Genomic DNA, 25,427 nt, shown 5'->3' with positions numbered 1-25,427 from the left:
GCAATTGGATGAGCACAGATGCCCGTTGGGTTATAGTCGTCATTTTGTGTGGGCGGGGCATTGAATCTGTACGAGGCGCTGGCGGCGGAAATCGAAAAACTGGTGACTCGCGGTGTGCTGCGGGAGGATGACAAAATCCCGTCCGTACGGCAGGCCAGCGTGCACCACAAGGTCAGCATCAGCACGGTCCTGCGGGCCTACGCGCTCCTGGAGAGCCGGGGCGTGATCGAGAGCAGGCCGCAGTCCGGCTATTTTGTGCGGGTACGGGCCGCAAATTCGATCGCGCCTTCACGACCACTTGCGTCGGACATGACACTGTCGGCGGACGTGGATGTCAGCCGCCTGGTGCTGAAAACGCTACGCTCGATCGGCAACGACGGCGCGATCCCGCTGGGTTCGCCCTATCCCGATCCCGCCTGCTTTCCGCACGAACGGCTGAGCCGGTACGCCAATGCCATCGCGCGGCGTCAGGGCCAATGGGGCGTCATCAACGATTTGCCGCCGGGGCATCCAGAATTGATCCGTCAGATCGTGCGGCGGCACTTGAAAACCGGTCTCGTTGTCGATCCGGGCGAAGTCGTCGTGACCGTGGGCGCGACCGAAGCGATCAATCTCTGCCTGCAGGCGGTGGCGCAACCAGGCGACGTGATCGCGGTCGAGTCCCCGACGTATTACGCCATGCTCCACGCGATCGAACGCCTGGGCATGCGCGCCATCGAAGTGCCGACGCGTCCGGATGAGGGAATCGATCTCGCGGCCCTGGAGCGTGCGATCGACGAGTATGCGATCGCGGCTTGCATGGTCATGCCGAACTTTCAGAATCCCCTCGGCTTCCGGATGAGCGACGAGCGCAAGCGTGCGCTTGTCGAACTGACTGCCCGGCGCCGCATGCCCGTCATCGAGAACGATGTCTACAGCGAGCTGTACTACGACGGCGGTCATCCAGCTTCGCTGAAGTCGTTCGACCGTGCGGGATTGGTCCTGCATTGCGCATCGTTTTCGAAAAGCCTTACGTCGGCCTACCGGATAGGCTGGGCGCTGCCCGGGCGTTATACGGCCCAGGTCGAGAAACTGAAATTCCTCGGCACGCTGGCCACCTCGTCCCTGCCGCAACTGGCCATCGCAGAATATTTGAAAAACAACAGCTACGATGCTCACCTGCGCAGTATGCGTAAGCGTTTTGCCCAGCAGGCCCGCATCATGGCGGCTGCCGTACTGCGCTTTTTCCCGCCCGGCACGCGGGTGTCGACGCCGCGGGGCGGGTACGTCTTGTGGGTCGAATTGCCGGGCAGCGTCGACGCCATGGCGCTGTATGCGCGGGCGCTCGGAGAGGGTATTACGATCGGGCCTGGCAATATGTTCTCAGCGCGTGGCAACTTCAATCATTTCATTCGACTGAATTACAGTTATCCGTGGACGCCACAGCTTGAAGCCGCGGTCATGCGGCTCGGGGCCCTTGTTGCGGAGATCGCGCTCGAGACCTCTTGACTGGGCAGACAATCCGGTGACTGAAAGTGCTGTGACTTTTCGTCATTTGAGCGGTTTAATCCAACTATGGAAGTGTGTCCTGTTGATGCCCGTATGGCGCCAGCTTGCGAGAATCTGTACGCTTTAGATGTCAAAGCCGGAGGCGCCGCCAGTAATGAAGATAGTGTTGCCGGAAATTTTCATGTGTCGTCTTTAAGAATTGAGCGACACTTATTTTGACCTCCAGCCGGACGTGAGCTGGGACAAAATCAGCGCAATTTAGGACATTAAGACTGTCGGCGCGCAGAACTTCGCCAATGCCTTGATGAGGCGCGATGCCGGCAGCGCGCTGCCGATCTGGTGCTATTCGAACGGCTCGTAGGAATGAAAGGATCGTCCAGTGCGTGATCCCCAAAGGCTGCACGGTTCGAGGGCGTGGCACGGCCGGATCCGGCCGCCTGGGGAGGGTCGCTTGCGCTGCGACACGATTTGTACCCCATGGTCCATATCATGGTATCGACCATGGTATGGACCAGGCAAATTCGTGAGAATTCCTTTGGTCTCAATGGCTTGGCTCAGCCATTGATAATCGAGTGGGAGTGAGTTTCACTCTGGAAACTTAATTTGCAGTACTTAAAAGCTCGCCTCGTTTCGGCGGGCTTTTTTACAGAATACTGCGGGTGAATACTCCGTCGTTGAGCTCACTCAAGCTCAGTGATTAGGTGAAGCTGCCGTCCCAACTGAACACGCGACCGTCTACTCAAGGCCGCTGTGAATCACATTGGGGTAGCAAGCGTTTATGCAGCGGCCTGCAAGTAACCGGTTCGTGAGCGGCGTTGTATCTTTCGAATTCCCATCCCGACACAATCCTGTCCGAGTTCAACGACACGGAGCCGGACATGGATCAGCTGGAATCTTCTACTTCAAAGGATGCGGTGTGGCGTAGCCGCTTACAACGGCATGCGCAAAGCGGCAAGACCATTGCAGCTTTCTGCCGTGATGAATCGGTGTCGACAGCTACCTTTCATATTTGGCGAGCAAAGCTGGCCGCTGCCGGAGCGCATTCAGTTACACCCGCGCAGCCAGCGACGTTCATTGACCTCGGCGCCGTCAAGAATACCGCCGGCGTCACGCCGGCGGCGTGCCCTCCAACACCGACGACGTCGCCTGCTGGAATCGACGTCCGGATCGATCTCGGTGACGGCATCGTCCTGACGATCACGAGACGCTGATGTTCTTCCCAGAAGGTCAGGTGCGCGTCTTCCTGTATGGGCAGCCGGTCAACATGCGCCTCTCGTTCGATGGTCTGTATGCGCTGGCCAGGCACGTCATGCACCAGGACCCACTGTCTGGCCACCTGTACGCATTTATCAACCGGCGCGCCACCCAGATCCGCGTCCTGTACTTCGACCGCAGCGGCCTGTGCGTGTGGAGCAAACGCTTGGAGCAAGGGCGCTTCGTGAGCAACTGGGACAACGTCGCAAGCCGGGAAATGGACTGGACGGGCCTGAAACTTCTGCTTGAAGGGATCGAGCCGAAGCAGGTGCGCAAGCGTTACAAAAAACCTCTCGACCACGCCCAAAATGCGCCTGTTCACTCAACGAAAACTTTATAATCTTGGCATGCCTTCCGACCCACAATCCGCTTCCGAAATCGCTACTCTGGCGGCGGGGTTGACCGCGCCGGAGATGAGCGCTTTGATCGGCGCGCAAGAGCGCGAAATCATCCGCCTGCGCCGCCAGGTAGCGTGGTTCCAGCGGCAGATTTTTGGACAGAAGAGTGAGCGTCGGATGCCTGAACCGGAAGGTGTCCAGGGCACGCTGGGCGAGGCGTTTGACGTCGTTCCCGATGATGTGGCGCCCGCCAAAACGACCAGGATCGAGGCGCACGAGCGCGCACCCAAGAACAAGAACAGGAAACTCATCGATGGCAACGATGACGCGGCCCTGTTCTTTGACGAATCGAAGGTGCCGGTCGAGGTCATCACCGTTGCCAATGACGAGACAGCAGGACTGGACCCGGTGGACTTCGAGGTGATCGGCGAAAAGATCAGCTATCGCCTGGCCCAGCGTCCAGGCAGCTACGTCATCCTGAAGTACGTCCGCCCGGTCATCAAGCTGCGTGCTAGTCAAACGCTGTCCTGCGCTCCGGCTCCGGTCGGCGTACTGGACGGTTGCCGCGCCGACGTCAGCTTCATTGCCGGCATGATCATCAACAAGTTCGCCTACCACCAGCCGCTGTACCGCCAGCACGTCAAATTGCAGGATTCGGGCATCAACGTCAGCCGTGCCTGGATCACGAAGCTGATGCCGGCTGCGGTATCGCTGCTCGAGCCGATCTTCAACGCCCAACTGGAGTCGGTGCGGCGCTCGCGCGTGATCGCGATGGACGAAACGCCAATCAAGGCGGGACGTGCCGGCCCAGGCAAGATGAAGGCGGCATATTTCTGGCCCGTCGTGGGCGAACAGGACGAGATCTGCTTCCTGTACTACCCCAGCCGTGCGGCCAAGCACGTCGAGACCGCACTTGGCCTGCAGCGGCCCAATGGCACCGTATTGCAGAGCGACGGCTACAGCGCCTATGAGCATTACGCGAAGAAGACGGGGATCACGCACGCACAGTGCTGGGCTCACGCACGCCGTAAAATCTTTGACGCCAGGGATATCGAGCCGGCGCAGGCCGACCAGGCATTGCACGCGATCGCCGCTCTGTACAAGGTCGAGCAGCAGATCCGCGACGATGCCCTGACGGGGCAAGCCAAGCTCGTCCGCCGCCAAGAACAATCGAAACCCGTGCTCGAACGCTTCTTCGCTTGGATCGACGAGCAGTTCGACAAGCGCGGCTTCCTGCCGAGCAGTCCCTTCCTCGGTGCGCTGGCGTATATCCGTGAGCGTCGGGTCGGCCTGTCGGTCTACCTGGACGATCCGGAGGTATCGATCGACACGAACCACCTCGAGCGCGCGCTGAGGGTCATCCCGATGGGCAAAAAGAACTGGCTGTTCAGCTGGACCGAGCTGGGCGCGAAGCACATCGGCATTGTGCAGAGCCTGCTGGCGACCTGTCGGCTGCACGACATCAATCCGTACGATTACTTCGTAGATGTGCTGCAACGCGTTGGCCAGCATCCGGCGTCACTCATCCATCAGCTTACGCCACGGAACTGGAAGCAGATGTTCGCCGAGAATCCGCTACGGTCGGACCTGCATGACCTCGGCGGCCGACGCACATGCGCCGCCGCGTGATCGCTTACTGACGTAGGGCTTCACGAACTGCGGGGCCATTAGCTTTACGGTATGCCCCATTTCGCTCAGCTTGCGTGCTTAGTAGTGGGCGCTGCCGCAGGCTTCCATCCCAATCAGGCACGGCTCGAGCTTAACGAAAAACGTTAGCATCTCCGCACGCCTGAGCTGCTTTCGCAGGCAGGGCTTGCCGTGAGGATCGACACCATGTACCTGAAATACCGTCTTTGCCAGATCAATACCGCATGCACTCAGCTTCATGTTGGACGCTCCTTTCTGGTCGTGGATCGCTTACACATCCACTTTGGCACGTCGATGCCGTTTCAGGAAGGATGCGTCCATTCCATTAGAGCCGCCAAATCCTCCCTTACTCGCAGTTTACGCCAGAGCCCTCTTAACAACTCGGCTTGAACGGTCGCCTTTATAAGAATGAAACCTGGATTGCAAGTTCCTTGACCAATGCTTGGTTCGCATTGGTCACTCCATAGGAATTCAGACAAACGCGGAAACGTAGTGTTACCCAGCTTTCGTTAGCCCAGCAGTTTATGGCAGCGTAGTACAAAATCCTTGAGGAGAAATCATGTCGAGCATTACCGCACCAGCCTATGACCCGACCACTACTGCCGCCGCAATGGCCCAGAAATTCGTCGCCGGGACCCAGCAACAGATCACCAGCCAGACCGCCGTGGCAAACGCCACGTCGAGTGGATTGTCGGCCCTCAGGTCCGCGATCTCGGCCTTTCAGACAAGCCTGAGCTCGCTGACCGGCCTCAACAGTTCAATGCTGGCTCAGGCCGCCACTTTCTCCGATACCACGATCGGCAGTGCCACCGCAAAGCCGACCGCCGCCGCCGGCACTTACAGCCTGTTCGTGCAGCAGCTGGCCACGGCAAGCCAGGTCTCGTACAACGGCCTCTCCGACGGCAGGACGCCGGGGGGGACGCTGACGGTGAAACTGTCCAACGAGACCACCGCGACTCCCACGGCATCGTTCAACGTCGACCTGTCGGCGGCGTCCGCCGATACGAACAAGGACGGTGTGCTGAGCATCGCCGAGGTGGCGGCCGCGATCAACCGTGCTTCCGGCAATAACGGTCTGGTCTCGGCCGGCGTGGTGACCATCGGCACCGACACGCGGCTGGTGCTGACCTCGAAGAACACTGGCGCAGCCAATACGGTTTCGCTTGATCCTTCTCTCGTGACCGACGCGACGTTGAAGGCTGGTCTGGGCACCCGTAACATCATGACCGCGGCCCAGGATGCAATCGTCCTGTTCGGCGGCAAGACCGGCACGCCGATGCAGCAATCGTCCAACACTTTTACGAACATCAATGGCGTGACGGCGACCTTCACCCGCGCACAAAGCTCGACCGAGAATCCGGTCACGCTGACGGTGAGCAGCGATACCGCCGGCACGATCAAGAATGTTCAGTCGTTTGTCGACACGTATAACAAGCTCAAGAGTGCGGTCGACGGCCTGGTCTATGCGGGCAATGCGAGCAGCAACAAGGCAGCGGGCGCCTTCGTCAACGATTCGGGGGTCAAGGCACTGCAAAGTCGCCTGGTCGACCTGGTGCGCCCGACCGGCAGCCTGTCGCTGGCCGCTTATGGCATCACCGCGAACCGCGATGGCAGCCTCGCGCTCGACTCGACGCGCCTGACCAAGCAGCTGGCCGTCAATCCGAACGGTCTGGACCAGTTGATTGGCTCGAGCAGCATCGGCAGTCCGAGTGGTATCGCGGGCAATTTGAACACATACCTGAATACGTGGAGCAATAGCGCTACTGGTCAAATCCAGCAGCGCACCAATGCTAACACTAAATTGCAGTCTGACCTGACTAAGCGTCAGGCCGATCTGAGTACGCAATATGACACTGCCTATCAACGTTACCTGAAGCAATTTACGGATCTGCAAGCGCTGCAGTCGACCATGAGCAGCAACTTGTCTATGTTCGATGCCATGTTCGGTAGCAAGTCCTGAAGGGGCACTGCCTCTTGGAATACTGGATACTGCCGAAGCAAGTGCTTTCGCCAGGTGGCCGCCTTCGAACTTTGCGATTCCACCTTGTCCATGTCCGGCTTCGTGTGTCGAACTCGGACAGGATTGTGCTGGCCTGCGAAACCGAAAAATATAACGCCTCTCAGGAACCGCTTACGGCTGGACGCGCAGGGATTTCGCGCGGTCCCGTCGCTGCGCTACGTTCTGCCGCGCACGCCGCGCTGGTTCAAGGAGCACGAGCGCGACCCGATCGAGCGAGAAATCGAGGTCGACTCGGTGCCGACCGGCGGCTTCACGCGCGACGGCCGCTTCGACACGCTGCGCGACCAGGCACGTGCCCCGCTGTTCGATCCGGCGGAAATGGCCAACCGCGACGAGGCGGCCCTGGCCGCCCGGCTGCGCGTCGCACCTTACGCGGCCGAATTCGCGCGCGTGTTCGGCCGCGCCGCCCTGGCCGACGACACACAGGCAGTGGCAGGTCTGACGATGGCGCTGGAGCGCTTCCAGCTGGACGACCCGAGCTTCGCGCCGTACACCAGCAAGTTCGACCGCTACCTCAAAGGTGAGGCTCGGCTGAGCGAACCGGAGCAGCGTGGACTACGCCTGTTCGCCGATCCCGGCAAGGGAAATTGCGCGTCGTGTCACACGGTGGCGCCCGGCGCGAACGGCGCGCCGCCGCTGTTGACGGACTACTCGTTCGCTAACCTGGGCGTGCCGCGCAACCGGACCCTGCGCTCCAACGCCGATCCGGCTTTCTTCGATTTGGGTCTGTGCGGTCCGCTGCGTATATCCCGCACGGGCATCGACGACAAGTACTGCGGCGCATTCAAGACCCCGAGCCTGCGTAATGTGGCGACGCGCAGCATATTCATGCACAACGGCGTGTTCACCGACCTCGCCGATGCCGTCCGTTTCTATGTCGAACGCGATATCCGACCAGCACGCTGGTACGGGCGCGGCAAGTCGGGACAAGTCGAGCGGTACGACGACCTGCCGCCGGCCTACCGCAAGAACGTCGACCAGTTGACCGCGCCAATGGATCGCCGACCCGGCGGCAAGCCAGCTCTGAACGAAGCGGACATCCGCGACATCGTCGCCTTCCTGCGCACGCTCACTGACGCGGATGCGCTACCAACGGGCCCGGCCGAAATGGGCACGACGGCGCACCGTGCGCGCTCCCAGTCCAGACGATAAAAACGTGTCAACGTCACGTCGGCGAGCGGTGTGTACAACCTGATACACGTGACGCCGGAGCCGGGCTGGTGGCTTATGCGAAGCGGAACAGGGCCGCTGACGTAGCGACCAGCACCGCACGGCGCGCTTCGGTATCCGGCAGCCGGATGTCGAGCTCCCGTCTCGCAGGTGATAGTCGGTTCGGGTTTCGAACTGCGTGTGCAGCCGGTCGCTCCCACGCCAGCCGGTCGCTCCCACGCCAGGCGGCCGATCCCAAGCGCGTCGCACACCAGCGGCGTCGCATTGCACCAGCGGCCGCAAGATGCGCGGCCGGTCAGCGGCCTGGAAATGCGCGTCGACCCTCAACTCTCGTTCTGCAACATGTCGCAGCCGGTCGTGCCACGACTCGTCGAAGAAATCGGAAAGCAGGGCGCCGCCCGGGCTGTCCATCCGCCTGAGTTCCGCCATCGGCGTCTTCAGCGCCACGCCTCCGATGCCTCTCAGACGTTCCAGGTGGCACTAAGAGAAGACCTGTGCCGACATCGGTCATCGTCCTACACGGTAACGAGCACAGCTCTCTTTGCTGCAATGCAGCATCGCGCGACAATTCCGGTATGTCCTTTGGAGCTGAATATGCTAAATGCAATGCTGGATACCTGGTCGAGTTTCGTCCGGCCGCCGTGGGGCGGCCAATTCGAATGGTCACGGGAAGGTCCGTCGACTTCGTCGGCGGAGGAAAATTTTGTCACACGACACTTTGACGATGAGGCGGGTTCGCTGCAGTACAAGTTGTTCGTCCCCGCCCGGTATTCGGGTAATCCACTGCCGCTGGTCGTGATGCTTCACGGAGGAGGTCAGGATGCGGATGATTTCGCACTCGGGACAGGCATGAACGCATTGGCGGAAGAATACGGTTGTGTTGTCCTATACCCCGAACAGTCGTCGCGCGCGAACTGGAGCATGTGCTGGAACTGGTTCGAGGAATATCATCATTACCGCGGTCAGGGCGAACCAGGCCTGATCGCGGCGCTCACGCGTAAAGTGATCGATGTTCATGCAATCGATGAGACACGTGTGTACGTCGCGGGGCTCTCCGCAGGCGGGGCGATGGCGGTGATACTCGGTAGGACCTACCCCGAACTGTTCGCCGCTGTCGGCTGCCACTCCGGCCTGGCGCATGGGAGTGCGACGGACAGCTATGGTGCAATGCAAGTGATGAATGGCGGCGTCGATGCGAACGCGCGGGTCCACGCGGCACCTGCAGACAGCCGGCCCATCATTGTGTTTCACGGCGACGCGGACTTTACGGTCCATCCCAGCAATAGTACAAGTATCGTACGGCAGTTTCTCGACAACTACGAGGCAGTGTCGGTAACAACGGAAGCCAGAAGCGCTCGCGGGCGCATGTATGAGCGGCAGGTGCATCAAGGAGTGGATGGCCGTGTCGTAGTCGAGCACTGGATCATCAAGGGCGGCAGGCACGCCTGGTCGGGCGGTACGGGGCGCGGCAGCTACAGCGACGAGAGTGGTCCCGACGCCAGCCAGGAAATGCTGCGCTTTTTCCTGAAATCTGCCTGAGGTTCGTATAAGTCGGGCTTTGTCGACTGTGACCCTCAAATGACCGGTAACGGCATCGTGCATCTATCCCTCGAACCCGGACGTGCGATCCCGCCAGCACGTTCATTCATAAGGGAGTGTACGGTAAGTGCCGTTCACTTCCTCGGCACAAAACCGATCGGCGGTTATGTTGTGCAGAGTCCGCCTCGCTCCTTTAATTATCTATTCATTATTCGACTGGTAGGCTGGGCATCAATGTAATTTGGGTCCAGCTACGATGGTCTACCGATTCTTTTCGTGTATGTGTTGCCTGGCGGTGGCCGGTTGTGCGACCTACCGGCCATTGCCGCTCGGGGCGGTGCCCGAGCTGCCCGGGGGCCTTGCCCAAGTCCAGGTCGACACGCGCAGCCTGCCGTTTCCCGTGCTGGCCGCGCACCCCTTCGATCCGCGCGACGGCCTCGACGAGATCGAGGTCGCCACGCTGGCAGTGGTAAACAATCCCGATCTAAGACTGGCGCGCGACGATCTGGCCGTGTCGCGCGCCCAGGCCTTCGCTGCCGGCCTGTTGCCGGACCCGCAGCTGGCGTTGGCCGGCGATTTGTCGAACAGCGATGCCGGTCCGGGCGCCACGCGTGCGTTCAGCTTTGGTCTCAGTTACGACGTCGGGGCGCTGATCAGTCATGCCGCCGGCCGCCGTGCGGCTCAGGCCGACGTCCAGAAGACCGACCTGGCGCTGCTGTGGCAGGAATGGCAGGTCGCCTCGCAGGCGCGGCTGGCTTTTGTCCGGCTGACCTATGGCCGGCGCCTGCTGGCCGTGCTGGACGCGAACCGCAGGTTGTTCGCCGACCGCGCCGCGCGCACGGGACAGGCGCAGCGACGCGGCCTGCTCACCGGCGATGCGGTGTTGCCAAATTTGACGGCGCTGCAGGACATCAATAAACAAATGTACGATCTGCAGCGCCAGCTGAGCCAGACCGCGCATGATCTGAACACCTTGCTCGGCCTGGACGCCCGCGTCGATCTGCGCCTGCAGGACGGAGCACCGGCCGCGTTCGCGGACGAGGGCGCGGCGGATGGCGCGCTAGCCGAACTTCCCCGACGCCGCCCCGACCTGCGCGCCTTGGTCGCAGGCTATACCGCGCAGGACCAGCGTTACCGCGCCGCGCTGCTGGCCCAGTTCCCGGCGCTGAACGTGGGCCTGACCCGCTCGCGCGACAATAGCAACGTGTACTCGAACAGCCTGGGCATCACGCTGTCGCTGCCTCTCCTTAACCGCAACCGCGGCAACATCGTCATCGAGCAGGCCACACGCCAGAAACTGCACGACGAATATCAGGTGCGCGTCCAGGCGGCGCGCAACGATATCCGCGCCATCCTCGACCAGCAGCGCCTTGATCGCGAACAGCTGGGGAGCATCGAAACCGCGCTGGACCAGTTGGAGCCGGCCATCCAGCGCAGCGACCTGGCGGCCCGCTCCGAATTGATCGACGCGCTCGCGTATGCGAATGCACGTGCGGCGCTGCTCGCGAAGCAGGCCGAGCGAATCAACCTACTACAGCAGATCGCTGAACAGCGCGTCGCGCTGCAAACCTTGCTCGGGATCGCGCCCGATGCATCTTCGTCAGGACATCAACAACAATGAAGATTTCCACTCTCGTGATCGGCGCCGTGGTCGTGGCCTTGGGCGCGGGGGCGGCCTGGCACTGGCATGCCGGCGCCAGCGCCGGCGCTGCCGACGCTGCGCCGGAAAAAGCGATTGATGCCAGCGCGCTGGTCCGGGTGCAGCCAGTGTCCCGGCAGACCATGGCCCAGATCCTCGACTCCTTCGGTGAAATTGCAGCGGGCAAACCGGAATCCGTCAGCTTTCCGCAGCCAGGCCAACTGCTTCAGCTGCCGCTGGTGCCGGGCCAGCGCCTGCGCCGCGGCGATACCGTTGCCGTGATCGGTACCGATCCGAATGCTACGGCTGCCTACACGCAGGCATCCAACGCGGTCGGCTTCGCCCAGCGCGAACTGAAGCGGCAGCAGGAGCTCGAGGGTTTGCAACTGGCCACCCGATCCCAGGTCGATGCCGCGCGCAAGCAAGTGGAGGATAGCCAGGCCGCGCTGGCGGCACAAGCGAAACTGGGTGGCGCCCACGCGAGCGTGACGTTGACGGCCCCGTTCGACGCCGTCGTGACCGCATTGGCGGCCGCGCAGGGCGAACGTGTCGCCGCCGGCGCACCCGTCGCCCAACTCGGTCCCACCGGCCACCCTCGCGCGCTGCTGGCGATCGAGCCGGCCCGAAGTGCGGCGGTGAAACCGGGGATGCCGGTCACGCTCAAGCCGCTGCTGGACGGTGCCGCCCCGATCGCGGCGCACGTCGCGACGGTCGATGGCGTCGTCGATCCGAAGACCCAGATGGTGACCGCGATCGTGAACCTGCCGGCCAGCGCGGCCGCCGGCCTGGCGGTCGGGACGCGCGTGGAGGCGGCGATCACGCTCGGCGAGGGCAATGCCTGGAGCGTGCCCCGCCAGGCGGTGTTGAGCGACGAGCAGGGCAGCTACCTGTTCCAGGTCGCGGGCGGCCATGCGCATCGCGTCGCGGTGAAGGTGCTGGGCGAGTCCGCGCAGACCTATGGCGTGGACGGTGGGATCGACCCGGCACTGCCGGTGGTCGTGCTCGGCAACTACGAGCTGCACGACGGCATGCCGGTGCGCGAGGGGAAGCAATGACGCTGGCCGGCTGGACCCAGGCGCATCGGCGCTCCATTCTGTTCCTGCTCGCGATGCTGGCGCTGGCCGGCCTGGTCGCGGCATTCCGGCTGCCGGTATCGCTATTCCCGACCGTGGACTTCCCGCGCGTGGTCGTCTCGATCGATGCAGGCGACCAGCCGGCCGAGCAGATGGAAATGCTGGTCACGCGTCCGGTCGAGGAAGCGGTGCGCCGGGTGCCGGGTGTGCGCAACGTGCGCTCGACCACCAGCCGCGGCTCGGCCGAGGTGTCCATCAACTTCGACTGGGGCCTCGACATGGCGGCCGCTGCGCTGCAGGTGAACGCCGCCATCGCCCAGGTGCAGGGCACGCTGCCGGCGACGACGCAGGTGCTCGTACGGCGCATGGACCCGACCGTGTTCCCGATCATCGCCTACAGCCTGGTCTCGAGCACGCTTTCGGAGGTCGCCCTCCATGACCTTGCCGAGTTCCAGCTGCGTCCTGCGCTGTCGAGCGTGGATGGCGTCGCGCGCGTGCAGGTTCAGGGCGGCGCGATCGAGGAATACCGGGTGACGGTGGATCCGGCGCGCCTCGCGGCGGTCGGACTGGCGCTGGACGACGTTGCCAAGGCCGTGTCGGCGGCGAACGTGATCAGCGCGGTCGGTCGCCTGGAAGACCACTACAAGCTGTACCTCGCCGTGTCGGACACCCGCCTCGATTCGCTCGCGCGGCTGCGCGCACTGGTGCTGCGCAACCCCGCCGGCGCCATGCTGCGTCTCGCCGACGTGGCCACCGTCGATACGAGCACGGCCCCGAACTGGACCCGCGTCACCGCCGACGGCCGCGACGCCGTGCTGTTCTCCGTCTACCAGCAGCCGGGCAGTAACAGCGTACAGATCGCGCAGGATATCAAGTCGCGCCTGGACGGTCTGCGCAAGCAACTGCCGCAAGGCGTGCAGATCGCCAGCTGGTACGACCAGAGCGAACTGGTGACGGCGTCGGCAGGCAGCGTGCGCGACGCCGTCCTGATCGGCATCGGGTTGTCGGCGGCCGTGCTCCTGCTGTTCCTGCGCAACCTGAAGGTGACGCTGATCGCGATCGTCGTCGTGCCTGCGGTGCTGGCCAGTACTGTCGTGCTGTTGTACGTGCTCGGCATGAGCTTCAACATCATGACCCTGGGCGGCATGGCGGCCGCGGTCGGCCTGATCATCGACGATGCGATCGTGATGATCGAGCACATCATGCGGCGCCTGCAGGGCGGAGACGGCGAGGTGCACAGGCGCGTGATGGCCGCCGCGCTCGAGTTCCTGCGCCCGCTGGCCGGCTCGAGCGCCTCGACCCTGGTGATCTTCGTCCCGCTCGCATTCCTCTCCGGCGTGACCGGCGCCTTCTTCAAGGCCCTGTCGCTGACGATGGCGGCGGCGCTGTTCATCTCCTTCCTGATCAGCTGGCTGGCGGTGCCGCTGCTGGCCGACCGCTTCCTGAATGCGAAGGACGCCGAACACGCGCCCGATTCGAGTCTGGTGCGCTGGCTGCACGGCCACTACCGACGCGTGTTCGGCGCGCTGCTGGCGCGACCCTGGCTGCTGCTGGTCGGCGTGGCGCCGCTGCTGCTGGCCGGTTTTATCGCCTACCGCGCGGTCGGCTCGGGCTTCATGCCGGCAATGGACGAGGGCGGCTTCGTGCTCGACTACCGCGCGCCGCCCGGCACCGCGCTGACCGAGACCGACCGTCTGTTGCGCCAGGTCGAGGCCATCATCCGTGCCACGCCCGACGTCGCCACGTATTCGCGCCGCACCGGCGCCGGCCTGGGAGGAGGCCTCAACGAGGCCAACCAGGGCGACTTCTTCGTGCGCCTGAAACCGTCGGGTCGGCGTCCCGTGGACCAGGTGATGGACGACATCCGTGGCCGCATCGAGCACGAGGTGCCAGGCGTCGAGGTCGAGATGGCCCAGCTGATGGAAGACCTGATCGGCGACCTCACGGCGGTGCCGCAGCCGGTCGAGATCAAGATCTTCGGCGACCGTCCTGACGCCCTGGCCGCCAGCGCGCGTGCGGTGGCGGCGCGCCTGGCCAGGATCGATGGCGTGGTCGACGTCAGGGACGGCATCAACCCCGCCGGCGACGCGATGGACATCCGCGTCGACCCGGCGAGAAGCGCGCTCGAAGGCATGGACGCCGATGCAATCACCCGCTACGTTTCCGGCGTCCTCTCGGGCACGGTCGCGACGCACGTACCGGGCGGCGTCAAGATGGTCGACGTGCGTATCTGGGTGCCGCAGAACCAGCGTGCCACGGAGACCGATCTGCGCCGGCTGCGCGTGGTCGCACCGGACGGCCACGCGTTTCCGCTGCAGCGCGTGGCCGAGATCCATGCGGTCACCGGCCAGGCGCAGATCACGCGTGAAAACCTCAAGCGCATGGTCGCCGTCACCGCCCGTATCAGCGGGCGTGATCTCGGCTCCGTGATCGCCGACGTCCGGACAATGATGGCCCGGCCGCGCACGCTGCCCGCCGACAGTTATTACCAGCTGGGTGGCCTGTACGAACAACAGCAGATCGCCTTCCACGGGTTGATGGCGGTATTCGCAGCCGCCAGCGCGCTGGTGTTCCTGCTGCTGTTGTTCATGTACGAAAGCTTCCGTCTGGCGTTGTCGATTCTCGTCACCGCGTTGCTGGCGGTGTCGGCCGTGTTCATCGGCCTATGGCTGACGAAGATCGAACTGAACATCTCGGCCATGATGGGCATGACGATGATCATCGGTATGGCCACGGAGGTCGCGATCTTTTACTACTCGGAGCAGCAGGAACTCGTCGCCGACCGTCCACGCGAGCAGGCCTTGCTGGAGGCCGGATTGAACCGCATGCGGCCGATCGCGATGACTACGCTGGCCGCGATCCTGACCCTGTTGCCGCTGGCGTTCGCACTCGGGCGCGGCTCCGAGATGCAGCAGCCGCTGGCGATCGCCATCATTTCCGGGCTGGTCGTGCAACTGCCGCTGGTGCTGCTGTTGATGCCGATCCTGTTCCACCTGATGCGCGGACGCTCGTCCGGCGCGGACGAAGCCTGACGCTGTCCTTCATATGGAGAAACCGTGAAACCTGTCCTGATCAAACCGTTCCTCGTCGGCGCTGCGCTGGCGGCCTGCCTGTCCCCGGCCACCGCCGCCGAGCCGGTCCACTACGCCGTACAACAGCGCTGGGACCTCGGCCCGGCAACACGCTGGGACTATCTCGCCATCGACACCCAGCGCAACCGCCTGTTCGTCACGCGCGGCGACCGGTTGCAGGTGCTCGATGCCGCCAGCGGCAAGTCGGTCGGCGAGATTCCCAATACGGCCGGCGTGCATGGCGTGGTATTCGCACAGGACCTGAAGCTCGGCTTCACCAGCAATGGCCGCGCCAACACCGTTACCGTGTTCGACCTCGACACGTTGCGGGTCGAGCGCGAGCTTGCCGTGAAGGGCGCGAATCCGGACGCGATCCTGTACGAGCCCGCCACCCGCAAACTGTACACGTTCAACGGCAAGAGCAAGGACGTGAGCGTGTTCGACGCCGCGAGCGGGAAGCAGGTCGCCACAATTCCGGTCGGCGGCAAGCCGGAGTTCGCGGCCACCGACGGCAAACGCGTCTACGTGAACATCGAGGACAAGGACGAGATCGTTGCGATCGACGCCGCGACGGACCGCGTGCTGTCGCACTGGCCCCTGGCCGGCTGCGACGAACCGAGCGGACTGGCGCTGGACACTGCGCACGCGCGGTTGTTCTCGGTGTGCGGCAACCGTGCGATGATGGTCACGGACAGCGCGAGCGGCAAGGTGGTGGCGCGCATCGCGATCGGCGACCATCCGGACGCCGCACACTACGATGCCGGCACCGCCACCGTGTTTTCCTCAAACGGCGCGGGTACGCTGAGCGTGGTGCGCCAGCTGGACGCCGACCACTATGCGCCGGCGGTCGAGGTGCCGACCGTGAAGGGCGCGCGCACCATGGCGTTCGATCCGGCGAGCCGTCGGGTGTTCCTGCCGGCCGTCGTCGACAAAACGTTCACCATGGTGGTCGTCGGCCCATGAGCGCGCGGTTTGCGGTAAGCTGGCGGCGCGATTTTCCAGGTGTCCCATGACAAATTCACGCTCCCGCATCGACCACCCATGCGCCTGCTGCTGATCGAAGACGACCCGATGATCGGCGACAGCATCGCCGAAGGCCTGCGCGCGGAACGCTATGCGCTCGACTGGGTGCGGGACGGCGGCGCCGCGCAGCTGGCGCTGGTGACGGACGTTTACGACCTGTTGTTGCTCGACCTCGGCCTGCCCGGTCGCGACGGTCTCGACGTGCTGCGCCAGTACCGCGACCGCGGCGGCCGGGCGCCGGTCCTGATCATTACGGCGCGCGACAGTACCGCCGACCGCGTGCAGGGGCTGGACGGCGGCGCCGACGATTACCTGGTCAAGCCGTTCGACCTGGAAGAGTTGTTCGCGCGGGTGCGCGCACTGCTCAGGCGCGGCGCCGGCCGCGCGCAACCGGATATCGTGCACCGCGGCGTGACATTGCGCCTGACCGCGCACGAGGCCCTGCTCGACGGGCAGCCGCTGCCGCTGTCGGCACGCGAATTCGCGCTGCTGGCCGCGTTGCTTGACCCGCCCGGACGCGTGATGTCGAAGGCATTGCTGGAGCAGAAGCTGTACGGCTGGAACGAGGAGGTCGAGAGCAATACGGTGGACGTCTACGTGCACCGCCTGCGCAAGAAGCTCGGTGCAGATTTCATCAGGAACGTGCGCGGCGTCGGCTATGTGGCACCGCTGTCCTCATGAGGACCTCATGAGGACAATGCGTAGCCAACTGCTGCTCGGGCTGCTAAGCGGGACCCTGGCGTGCACCCTCGTTGCCGGCGGCGCCATCTACTTCAAGGTCCTGGAAGAATCCAACGAGCTATTCGACTATCAGCTGCGCCAGATGGCGACGACGCTGCCGACCACGCAAGCCGGCTTGCCGGCGCGGCGCGAGCATGGCGATCCCGAAGAGGAGGTGGTGATCCAGGTTTGGGACCGGTCCGGGCGGCTCGGCTACATCTCGACCACCGCGCACGTACTGCCGGCCGCCGCGCGGCCCGGTTACGCGACGCTGACCGGCAACGACGATACCTGGCGCGTCTATCTCGCCGAGCGCGGCGGCGACCGGGTGCAGGTGGCGCAATCCGTGTCGGCGCGCGAGGAACTCGCGGCGCGCCTGGCATTGCGTTCGCTGCTGCCGTTCCTGGCCATGCTGCCGATACTGGGCGTGCTCATCTATGCCGTCGTGGGACGCGGCTTGACGCCACTGACGCGGCTCGCGCAGGCGCTGGGCCGCCGCTCGCCGAGCGACCTGCAGCCGCTCGCCGAGCGCGACCAGCCGCCCGAGCTCAGGCCCGTCGTCGCGGCGATGGACGACCTTCTGCTGCGGCTCGACCATGCATTGCATAGCCAGCGCGCCTTCGTGGCGGATGCGGCACACGAGCTTCGTTCGCCCTTGACCGCCCTGCAACTGCAGCTCCAGCTCGCAGAGCGCGCCACCGACGACGTACAGCGCGCGGCCGCGTTCACCAAACTGCACCAACGCCTCGATCGTGCCATCCATCTGGTGCAGCAATTGCTCACGGCCGCCAGGCAGGAAGGCGACGCAGGCGAAGCGGCCCCGGCACCGGTCGATCTGCTCGAACTCGCGCGCGCCTGCATCGGCGAGCGCTACGACCAGGCCAGCGCCAGGGGCATCGATCTGGGCATCGTCGAGACCGAAGCGGACCTCGACGGTCCATGCCTGTCCGGTAACGCCGACGGCTTGCGTATTCTGGTCGGCAATCTGCTCGACAATGCGTTGCGCTACACGGCGCCCGGCGGCCGCGTCGACGTCACCATGACCCAGACCGATCGCGAGATTACGCTGCAGGTTGCCGACGACGGGATCGGCATCGCGCCGGCGGAGCGCGAACGGGTGTTCGACCGCTTTTACCGGGGCGCGGGGCATGCCGAATGGGGCAGTGGACTGGGCCTGTCGATCGTGCGCAGCGTCGCCAATGCGCATCGGGCGACCGTGACGCTCGACGACGGGCCGGCAGGGCGCGGGTTGATGGTGACGGTGCGGTTCCCGCGCCGCTAGCGGCTGTGCGCAAAACGCCAACATTACCAATCGTTCATGTCGGCGCACCGTAACGACCGGGTCATATTGCGTGCATATAGTTGCCAAATTTCAAAACGTTAGCGTTCCATAAATTTGCCAACTCATCATCCTCACCAATGACCACGCATCCGTTCTCGCGCCGGCGCCTTGCCGTCTCCGTTTCGCTCGCCCTTGCCACCCTGTCGGCGCAGGCCGCTCCTGAAGTCGCTCCCGCCGCCGATGCCGCGGACGCCGGGCCCGTGCCGACCGTCGTCGTCAGCGCCCGCAACGGCGATTACCTCGGCAACCACACGGCATCCGCCGCCGCGCCCACGCAGTCGAGCCTGGCGGCTACCGAGCCGCAATCTATCATCACGCGCGACTTCATCGAACTGTCGGTGACGCCGGCCGCCGAGTACAGCCGCATCGTGAATATCGCACCGAGCCTGTCGGGCGATTCCGCCAACGGTCCCGGCCTGTCGGAAACGAAGACGACGATGCGCGGCTTCGGCGACGATCAGTACAACATCACGTTCGACGGCATTCCCTGGGGCGACACGAACAATCCGGCGCACCACTCGACGTCGTTCTTCCCCGGTTCCGTGATCGGCGGCGCCATCGTCGAGCGTGGCCCGGGCAATGCGGACAACCTGGGCTATGCCACCTTCGGCGGCTCGATCAACCTGTTCTCGAAGAAGCCGTCGAAGGAGCAGCACACGAGCGTGTTCGGCTCGGCCGGCACCTGGAACACGCGCCTGGGCGGCGTGTCGTGGGAAAGCGGCCAGCTGGCCGGCTGGGGCAACGGGACGATCCAGCTGAACTACCAGCACCTGCAGTCGGACGGCTACCTGACCCGCAACACGATCAACAGCGACAACTACATGCTGAAGGTGCGCCGGCCGCTCGGCGAGTCGACGGTGGCGACCTTCTTCGTGTCGGCCAACCAGATCGGTTACGTCCAGCCGGACAACAACAAGGGACCCACGCTGGCCCAGGTGGCGAAGTACGGCAAGAACTACAGCCTGAACGACGACCCGGCCAGCTTCAACTACGCCGGCTTCAACCACACGTCCAAGAACACGGACTTCGACTACCTGCGCCTGGAAACCAACTGGGGCGCGGGCTGGGCGACCGACAACCAGCTCTACACCTACGCATACGACAACGAAACGATCTCGTCGACCGACCCGACCGGTCTGACGGCACCGGGCACCAAGGCCGGCCCGAAGGGCAATGCGGACATCCCCGGCATCGACAAGCGCAACAAGTACCGCGTCTGGGGCGACATCCTGCGCCTGAACAAGTCGTTCGAGGCGGGCACCTTCCGCACCGGCGTGTGGTACGAGCGGTCGGACACGGACCGCCATCAGTATGACCTCGACCTCACGCTGGGCGTGCGCGACCCGCGCGAAACCAAGCCGGTGCCGGTGACGTTCCCGGACGTGCTGTTCGACCAGCAGTCGACGATCCATAACGTGCAGCCGTTCGCGCAGTTCGAGTGGTCCGTCACGCCGGATCTCACCGTCACCCCGGGCGTCAAGCGCGTGCAGATCCGCCGCGCCGTGGACGCCGCCGTTAACCAGACGACGCGCGTGCTGCAGCACACGTCGGTCGAGTACAAGGCGACGCTGCCGTTCCTGACGGCGAACCAGCGCATCGGCGATGGCCTGGCCGTGTACGCACAGTACGCGGAAGGCTTCCAGATCCCCGACCTGAAGTCGTTCTATATCGCCGACCCGACGAAGAACAGCTCGGACCCGCAGAAGTCGACCAACTACCAGCTGGGCATCGTCGGCGAATCGAACGCACTCACCTGGGACGTCGACCTGTACAAGATCGATTTCAAGAACAAGTACGTATCGAACGGCCTCGGCGGCACCGACGCCGCGTACGTCAACGTGGGCGGCGCCACCTACAAGGGCATCGAGGGCCAGGCCACATGGCTGGTCGGCGGCGGCGTCGCGCTGTACGCCAACGGCTCGAAGAACAAGGCGGAGGCCAACGACACGGGCAAGACGATTTCAGGCTCGCCCGACATGACAGCCGCTCTGGGCCTCCTGTACAACGCCGGTCCTTGGGCGGGTTCGCTGATCGGCAAGCGCACGGGCGCCGTGTACCAGGCCGACTACGATCCCGCAAAGCCGGCGGCCTACGAGGCGTACCGCACGGGCGCGTACACGAACATCGACTTATCGCTCGCCTACCGCTTCGCCAACCCGGGCATGAATTTGCGGGCGCTGAAGCTGCAGCTGAACGTGTTCAACCTGGCCGGAAAGCAGGACGTGACCTCGATCTCGCCGGGCAAGACGGTGTCCGGCGACCAGTACACGTTCCAGGCGCCGCGCAGCTTCCAGGTGTCCGCGCGCGCCGACTTCTGACGATGCGGCGAACGGTCTCGCTGGCCGCGCTGGCTCCGCTGTTTGTGATGGCCAGCTGCAGAGCTCTCTCGGGCGGCCTGACAGGTCACGCTCCGCGAACTCATGTGGTGAACGGTGTGGTGCAGAGCCAACTCTTTGATTTTTAGACGTCAAAACGGCCTGCAAAGTCGTCTCGGATCGTGGCTCGTTCATCATGGTATCATTCGTGGCATGGCCCTGAGAGGGCTCGAGAATGACTCTGAAATTCAACAGCTTTGCTCAGCCATTGATGATCGAGTGGGAGTGAGGTTTCCCCTTGGAAACTCTGCTTTGGGAATTGAAAAAGGCTCGCTTCGGCGAGCTTTTTTGCAGCATAAATCGCCTGTGCGGACCTGCTTTGACCGGGTTCAAGGTCGTCAATTTGAGTGACTTCGCTGACTCGTCACGAGAAGGTGTGCGCCCGGCCACGCAGCAGTTCTCGTGCTTCCGTGAGCAATGCGAGCTGCCGTGGCAAGCAGACTGCCTGCAAGTCGTAGCGCTCGACGATGGTCGATCGTGCGGAACTACGCATGGCGGCGAGCGCGGGACCGGCCTCCAGCACGTCGACCACTTTTCGAACGAGCATGTCGGTGTCAAAAAAATCGACCAGGAAGCCATTGTCTTCATCCACGATGACTTCCGTGACCGGGGCGGTGCAAGAGCCTACTACGACGCAGCCCATCGACATGGCTTCCAGCATCGACCACGACAGCACGAAGGGATAGGTCAGGTAGACGTGGCAGCGCGATACGCGCAGCATGTCGCGGAACTGCCCATAGGGCACTTGATTCAGAAAATGCACCCGAGTCCAGTCGACGTCGTCCTCCAGTTCGGCGCGCATCGCTTCGCGGTAGCTGCGGCCATCTGCGCGGGGAGGGCCGTACGACGTGCCGTCCGCGCCCACGATCAATACCTCGGCATGGGGCCTACGGCTGAGAATGCCGGGAAGGCTGCGCATGAACATCGGAAAGCCCCGGTGCGGCTCGAGATTGCGCGCGACGTATGTCAGGACCTCGTCCTCCTTGCTGAGGATGCGCCCGCCGGGCAACGTGAACGTCGCGCTGTCCAATGGGCTCGCCCATGCCGTGTCGATTCCCTCGTGCATGAGTCTGAGTTTGTCGTGATAACGAGCAGGGTAGCCTGACCGCTGCCAATGCGTCGGGCATACGCCGATGTCGACCGTATCCAGACCCAGCAGATTACCCATATTCTTGCTGCGGATGCGCGGTCCGGTATCCGGACTGTGCACATCACCGGGATCGAAGCCGACGTCGGCGCCAAACTGGCGGTAAAAGAACTCGAAGTAGCCGATCAGCGGCACGTCCGGATATACGTCCTTCAAGTACCAGATCTCCCCCCAGCCATTGTGCCCGGCCATGACGTCCGGAACGAACCCGCTCGCGCGCAGGTCGAGGGCAATGCGGGCCACGCTCTGCCCGTTCAGGATGGCCGCTTCCGTGTCCTGCAGGTAATGATGCACGCCGGGCGAGGGCGCACGCGGTGGACGATAGCGAATCACCCTCACCCCAGGAAGCGTGAAATGCTGATGCTGGGTCAGGAAAACGACCTGGTTGCCCGGCTGAGCGCCAAGATGGCGCACCAAGTGGAGGTATTGGCCAGCGAAATTTTGGTGGACGAACAAGTAGTTCATGAGTTTCCTTTGGGGAAATTCTATCAGACACAATTAACGTTCTTGTTGCAATGTTGCAACTAGACAATAAGTTGCAGTTCAAGTATGTTCGTTGGAAGATTTCTTTTAATCATGTACAAATGAACTTACGACGCGCCCAACCCGGGATTCTCACGAACCGACAAGTCACAGCGGGCGACATATGCGCGACATGATCGAAACGGACGAGGACCATGTCCCGCCCAGCGTGCCGACCATCGGTCAAAGTGATTTTGTCTCGTCCCTCGGGTGCCTTTGCACGATCCATCGCGTGCCGTTCAGTCCGCCGCTGCTGCTGCAACAGTTTCCGCCGCCTTACAAGCCGGACGATTTGGTCCATGCAGCGCGCAAATTGGGACTCAAGGCGGAGTTGCGCTTGGGCACGGTGGACCTTTCAGCGGTACGCGGCCCCGTTCTTGTCTTGCTCGCGCTCGACGCCAAGCTCGTGCCCGCGCTGGTCGTCGCGCGCAAGGGCATGGATGTTGTCGTGTTCGAGGCTGGCAGCGACATGCCCGTGACGCTGCCCTTAACCGCATTCGGCGAGAGGCTCCTGCCGTGGAGCATGTGGTGCAGCGCGGTGCCAGAACCCGTGACCGACCCGGACATGCCCCGCAACGAAGCGTCCGCGTTCGGTTTCCGCTGGTTCGGTGCGGAATTGCTGAAACACCGCAAGGTCTGGCGCGAGGTGTTGCTCGCTTCGCTGGGCATCCAGTTGCTGGCACTCGGGCTGCCATTGTTCACCCAGGTCATCATCGACAAGGTGGTCGTGCACCGCACCGAGAGCACACTGTGGGTGATCGCCGCCGGCATGGGCCTGTTCATGGTCTTCAGCGCGATCCTCGGCTGGACCCGACAAACGCTCATTCTTCACACCGGAAACCGCGTCGACGCCGTGCTGGGAAGCGCGGTGTGCCAGCACCTGTTCAAATTGCCGCCGCGGTATTTCGAGCAGCGGGCGACGGGTGTCATCGCGGCAAGGTTGCATGGGGTGGAATCGATACGCGAGTTCCTCGCGGGCGCCGCCGTCGCCCTGGTGCTGGACATTCCCTTCCTCGCGATTTTCGTTGCCATCATGCTGTGCTACAGCATCAAGCTGAGCGTACTCGTCGGCTTCGTGCTCGTGCTGCTGGCGGCATGCAGTGCGGCGGTCGCCCCGCTGTTCCGCAAGCAACTGAACGAACAGTTCGCCCTCGGCGCCCGCAACCAGGCGTTCGTGACGGAATACGTGGCCGGGATCGACACCGTGAAAAGCCTGCAGATGGAGCCGCAGTTGCGGGAGCGCTACGACGGCTTCCTGGCGACCTATCTGGAGGCCAGTTTTCGAACGCGGCAGACGGCCAATACGTATTCGACGGTCGCCAACGTGCTCGAGCAGGCGATGACCCTCGGGGTGCTCGTACTCGGCGCCTATACGGTCATTCACGATCCCGCGTTCAGCATCGGCATGCTGGTGGCATTCCAGATGTTCGCAGGGCGGGTGTCGCAACCCGTGCTGCGCCTGGTGGGTCTATGGCAGCAATTCCAGCAGGCCCGGATGTCCGTGCAGCGCCTCGGCGATATCCTGAACGCGCCCGTCGAGCCCTATTCTGTAACGCCTTCGCGGCAGGGCGGTGGCCCTGGCCGCATCGATATCGAAGCGATCAGCTTCCGCTATCACGAACAGCAGCCGCTGCTGTACGAAAACTTTTCGCTGCGGGTCGAGCCGGGCATGACGGTGGCGATCACCGGACCGTCCGGCAGCGGCAAGAGCACACTGACGAAACTTCTGCAGGGCTTTTATCGCCCCGCCGGCGGGCGGATCCTGCTGGACGGCGTCGATATTTCGACGTTATCGGCGAACGAACTGCGGTCGCACTTCGGTGTCGTACCGCAGGAGACCGTGCTTTTTTCGGGAACGATCCTCGACAACCTGATGGCCGCGAATCCCCACGCCACATTCGATGATGTCGTCGAGGCCTGCCGCATGGCCGAAATGCACGAGGCGATCGAACGCCAACCCCAGGGGTACCAGACCGTGCTCGGCGAACGCGGCGTCGGCCTGTCGGGTGGCCAGCGCCAGCGCCTCGCCATCGCCCGCGCCCTGCTCAAGCGGCCACGCATCCTGATCTTCGACGAGGCGACCAGCAGCCTGGACGAAGAAACGGCCGACCAGGTCGCCAAGACCATCAACGTGCTGGGACGCGAGCGCATCGTGTTGTTCATCACCCATAAATTGCCGCGCAGCCTGGTCGTGCACAGGACCGTTGCAATCGGCCGTTCCGGCCCACTTGCCAGGAGACCGATGCCATGCGCGCCTTCCGTGCCGTCGCCGCCGGTGTTTTAATTCTCACGTTGCATTGCATTGCGCAGGCAGGGGCCGGGCCAAAATGGAAGCTGGATATTCCCAACCCTGACCTTCCGCAGGATCCGTTGTGCGACAGGTTGCAAAAGGTCGTTGACGACTATTTTCATCGTTACCCGAAGCTTCCTGCGGTGTGTATCGGGACGGCACTGGGAGGTGCCTTCGATCTTCCTCCATGGGAACCGATAGCCTATCCCGGCCGGAACTTTGCTGCCGTCATTGAAAAATACATGCAGGTATTCTCGCAAGACTTTTTTGCCGACCAGGATGCTGGGAAGCCGGTGGAAGACATGTATTTTTACCGAGCGGACGTGACGCGGAAAGAAGGCGGAGCATTTTTCGTTTGGAGGGGGAAATTTGATGACCCCATCACGCCGTATCAAAACGTCCCCGGGGCAGTGAAGACCATCTTGCAATACCGGGTTCCAAACCCGCTCGGAGGATGCGTCAGCAAACCGGATCGCGATTTTAACGAGCATTTGATCCTGATGACTCCGGATCTGTCCAGGCCGTTAAAGCTCGAAGACTCGACCGCTCGCAATCTGCTGGTCGATTCCAGCCTGCGTCTCCACAATGGCCAGCCGATCCTGATTTCCGGTCCAGATGTTTATAGCCAGTCGCCTATAGGATTTATTCCGATATGCAGTTTTAAGAAGAAGTAGCGATCCAATATTTGTTGGTTGAATAAAAATTTTATAGGACAAAGACTGCTAATAATTTTTGTGGAGGCCGTCGCAAATGTCTGGAGAATTTACTG

Annotated in this window: 17 protein-coding genes and 1 pseudogene; 16 read left to right on the top strand and 2 right to left on the bottom strand. The window is 63.2% G+C overall.

Going from position 1 to position 25,427, the window contains the following annotated elements; translation table 11 throughout:
• Positions 1-60: 60 nt before the first annotated feature.
• The 4 genes from HAV22_RS02040 to tnpC all read left to right on the top strand — a co-directional run bounded on the left by HAV22_RS02040 (position 61) and on the right by tnpC (position 4,709).
• Positions 61-1,488 carry an aminotransferase-like domain-containing protein gene (locus HAV22_RS02040; RefSeq protein ID WP_166855964.1) on the top strand — a complete coding sequence of 476 codons (1,428 nt, stop codon included), beginning with the start codon at positions 61-63 and terminating at the stop codon, positions 1,486-1,488.
• An 878-nt stretch (positions 1,489-2,366) separates the two neighbouring features.
• Entirely contained in the window at positions 2,367-2,699 is a 333-nt protein-coding gene (tnpA, locus tag HAV22_RS02035) for an IS66 family insertion sequence element accessory protein TnpA (RefSeq protein ID WP_166855962.1), read from the top strand.
• Positions 2,699-3,082, top strand: a complete 384-nt coding sequence (tnpB, locus tag HAV22_RS02030) for an IS66 family insertion sequence element accessory protein TnpB (RefSeq protein ID WP_166855960.1) — start codon at positions 2,699-2,701, stop codon at positions 3,080-3,082. Before tnpA ends, tnpB begins: the two co-directional genes overlap by 1 nt.
• Before the next feature lie 7 nt (positions 3,083-3,089).
• On the top strand, positions 3,090-4,709 hold the full coding sequence (tnpC, locus tag HAV22_RS02025; protein WP_166856366.1) for an IS66 family transposase: 1,620 nt from the start codon (positions 3,090-3,092) through the stop codon (positions 4,707-4,709).
• 9 nt (positions 4,710-4,718) lie between these two features.
• On the opposite strand, the pseudogene HAV22_RS02020 reads toward tnpC, so the two are convergent.
• Positions 4,719-4,967: pseudogene (locus HAV22_RS02020) on the bottom strand (IS110 family transposase); the annotation flags it as partial.
• A 319-nt stretch (positions 4,968-5,286) separates the two neighbouring features.
• On the opposite strand from HAV22_RS02020, the gene fliD reads away from it, so the two are divergent.
• From fliD to HAV22_RS01970, 10 genes are all read left to right on the top strand, one after another.
• Positions 5,287-6,687 (top strand): flagellar filament capping protein FliD, encoded by a 1,401-nt coding sequence (gene fliD, locus HAV22_RS02015; protein ID WP_208296012.1) that lies wholly within the window; start codon positions 5,287-5,289, stop codon positions 6,685-6,687.
• A 90-nt stretch (positions 6,688-6,777) separates the two neighbouring features.
• Positions 6,778-7,899, top strand: coding sequence for a cytochrome-c peroxidase (locus HAV22_RS02010; RefSeq protein WP_166855958.1), 1,122 nt, complete (start codon positions 6,778-6,780; stop codon positions 7,897-7,899).
• Positions 7,900-8,181: 282 nt separating this feature from the next.
• Positions 8,182-9,456 (top strand): extracellular catalytic domain type 1 short-chain-length polyhydroxyalkanoate depolymerase, encoded by a 1,275-nt coding sequence (locus HAV22_RS02005; protein WP_229421011.1) that lies wholly within the window; start codon positions 8,182-8,184, stop codon positions 9,454-9,456.
• A gap of 256 nt (positions 9,457-9,712) precedes the next feature.
• Positions 9,713-11,077, top strand: coding sequence for a TolC family protein (locus HAV22_RS02000; protein ID WP_166855956.1), 1,365 nt, complete (start codon positions 9,713-9,715; stop codon positions 11,075-11,077).
• Positions 11,074-12,150, top strand: a complete 1,077-nt coding sequence (locus HAV22_RS01995) for an efflux RND transporter periplasmic adaptor subunit (protein WP_166855954.1) — start codon at positions 11,074-11,076, stop codon at positions 12,148-12,150. Before HAV22_RS02000 ends, HAV22_RS01995 begins: the two co-directional genes overlap by 4 nt.
• Entirely contained in the window at positions 12,147-15,200 is a 3,054-nt protein-coding gene (locus HAV22_RS01990) for an efflux RND transporter permease subunit (protein ID WP_166855952.1), read from the top strand. Before HAV22_RS01995 ends, HAV22_RS01990 begins: the two co-directional genes overlap by 4 nt.
• Positions 15,201-15,224: 24 nt before the next feature.
• A complete protein-coding gene (locus HAV22_RS01985) occupies positions 15,225-16,202 on the top strand; it encodes an outer membrane protein assembly factor BamB family protein (protein ID WP_166855950.1) in 978 nt (325 codons plus the stop codon).
• A 78-nt stretch (positions 16,203-16,280) separates the two neighbouring features.
• Positions 16,281-16,943: a response regulator gene (locus tag HAV22_RS01980; protein ID WP_166855947.1), complete on the top strand. Its 663-nt coding sequence runs from the start codon at positions 16,281-16,283 to the stop codon at positions 16,941-16,943.
• A 16-nt stretch (positions 16,944-16,959) separates the two neighbouring features.
• Positions 16,960-18,264 carry an ATP-binding protein gene (locus HAV22_RS01975; protein WP_229421010.1) on the top strand — a complete coding sequence of 435 codons (1,305 nt, stop codon included), beginning with the start codon at positions 16,960-16,962 and terminating at the stop codon, positions 18,262-18,264.
• Positions 18,265-18,401: 137 nt separating this feature from the next.
• Positions 18,402-20,642 carry a TonB-dependent receptor gene (locus HAV22_RS01970; RefSeq protein ID WP_166855943.1) on the top strand — a complete coding sequence of 747 codons (2,241 nt, stop codon included), beginning with the start codon at positions 18,402-18,404 and terminating at the stop codon, positions 20,640-20,642.
• A gap of 421 nt (positions 20,643-21,063) precedes the next feature.
• Here the strand turns inward: HAV22_RS01970 and HAV22_RS01965 are convergent, their stop codons facing one another.
• On the bottom strand, positions 21,064-22,311 hold the full coding sequence (locus tag HAV22_RS01965) for a glycosyltransferase family 4 protein (RefSeq protein ID WP_166855941.1): 1,248 nt from the start codon (positions 22,309-22,311) through the stop codon (positions 21,064-21,066).
• 181 nt (positions 22,312-22,492) lie between these two features.
• On the opposite strand from HAV22_RS01965, the gene HAV22_RS01960 reads away from it, so the two are divergent.
• Together HAV22_RS01960 and HAV22_RS01955 are read left to right on the top strand one after the other, a co-directional pair.
• The gene (locus tag HAV22_RS01960) at positions 22,493-24,652 is read left to right on the top strand and encodes a peptidase domain-containing ABC transporter (protein ID WP_166855938.1); all 2,160 of its coding nucleotides are present in this window, start codon (positions 22,493-22,495) and stop codon (positions 24,650-24,652) included.
• Positions 24,616-25,332 (top strand): hypothetical protein, encoded by a 717-nt coding sequence (locus HAV22_RS01955; protein WP_166855936.1) that lies wholly within the window; start codon positions 24,616-24,618, stop codon positions 25,330-25,332. Before HAV22_RS01960 ends, HAV22_RS01955 begins: the two co-directional genes overlap by 37 nt.
• Positions 25,333-25,427 lie beyond the last annotated feature (95 nt).

The sequence above is a fragment of the Telluria antibiotica genome (genome assembly GCF_011682055.1).
Taxonomy (GTDB): domain Bacteria; phylum Pseudomonadota; class Gammaproteobacteria; order Burkholderiales; family Burkholderiaceae_D; genus Telluria; species Telluria antibiotica.
This window is presented reverse-complemented; position numbering and strand designations above follow the sequence as displayed.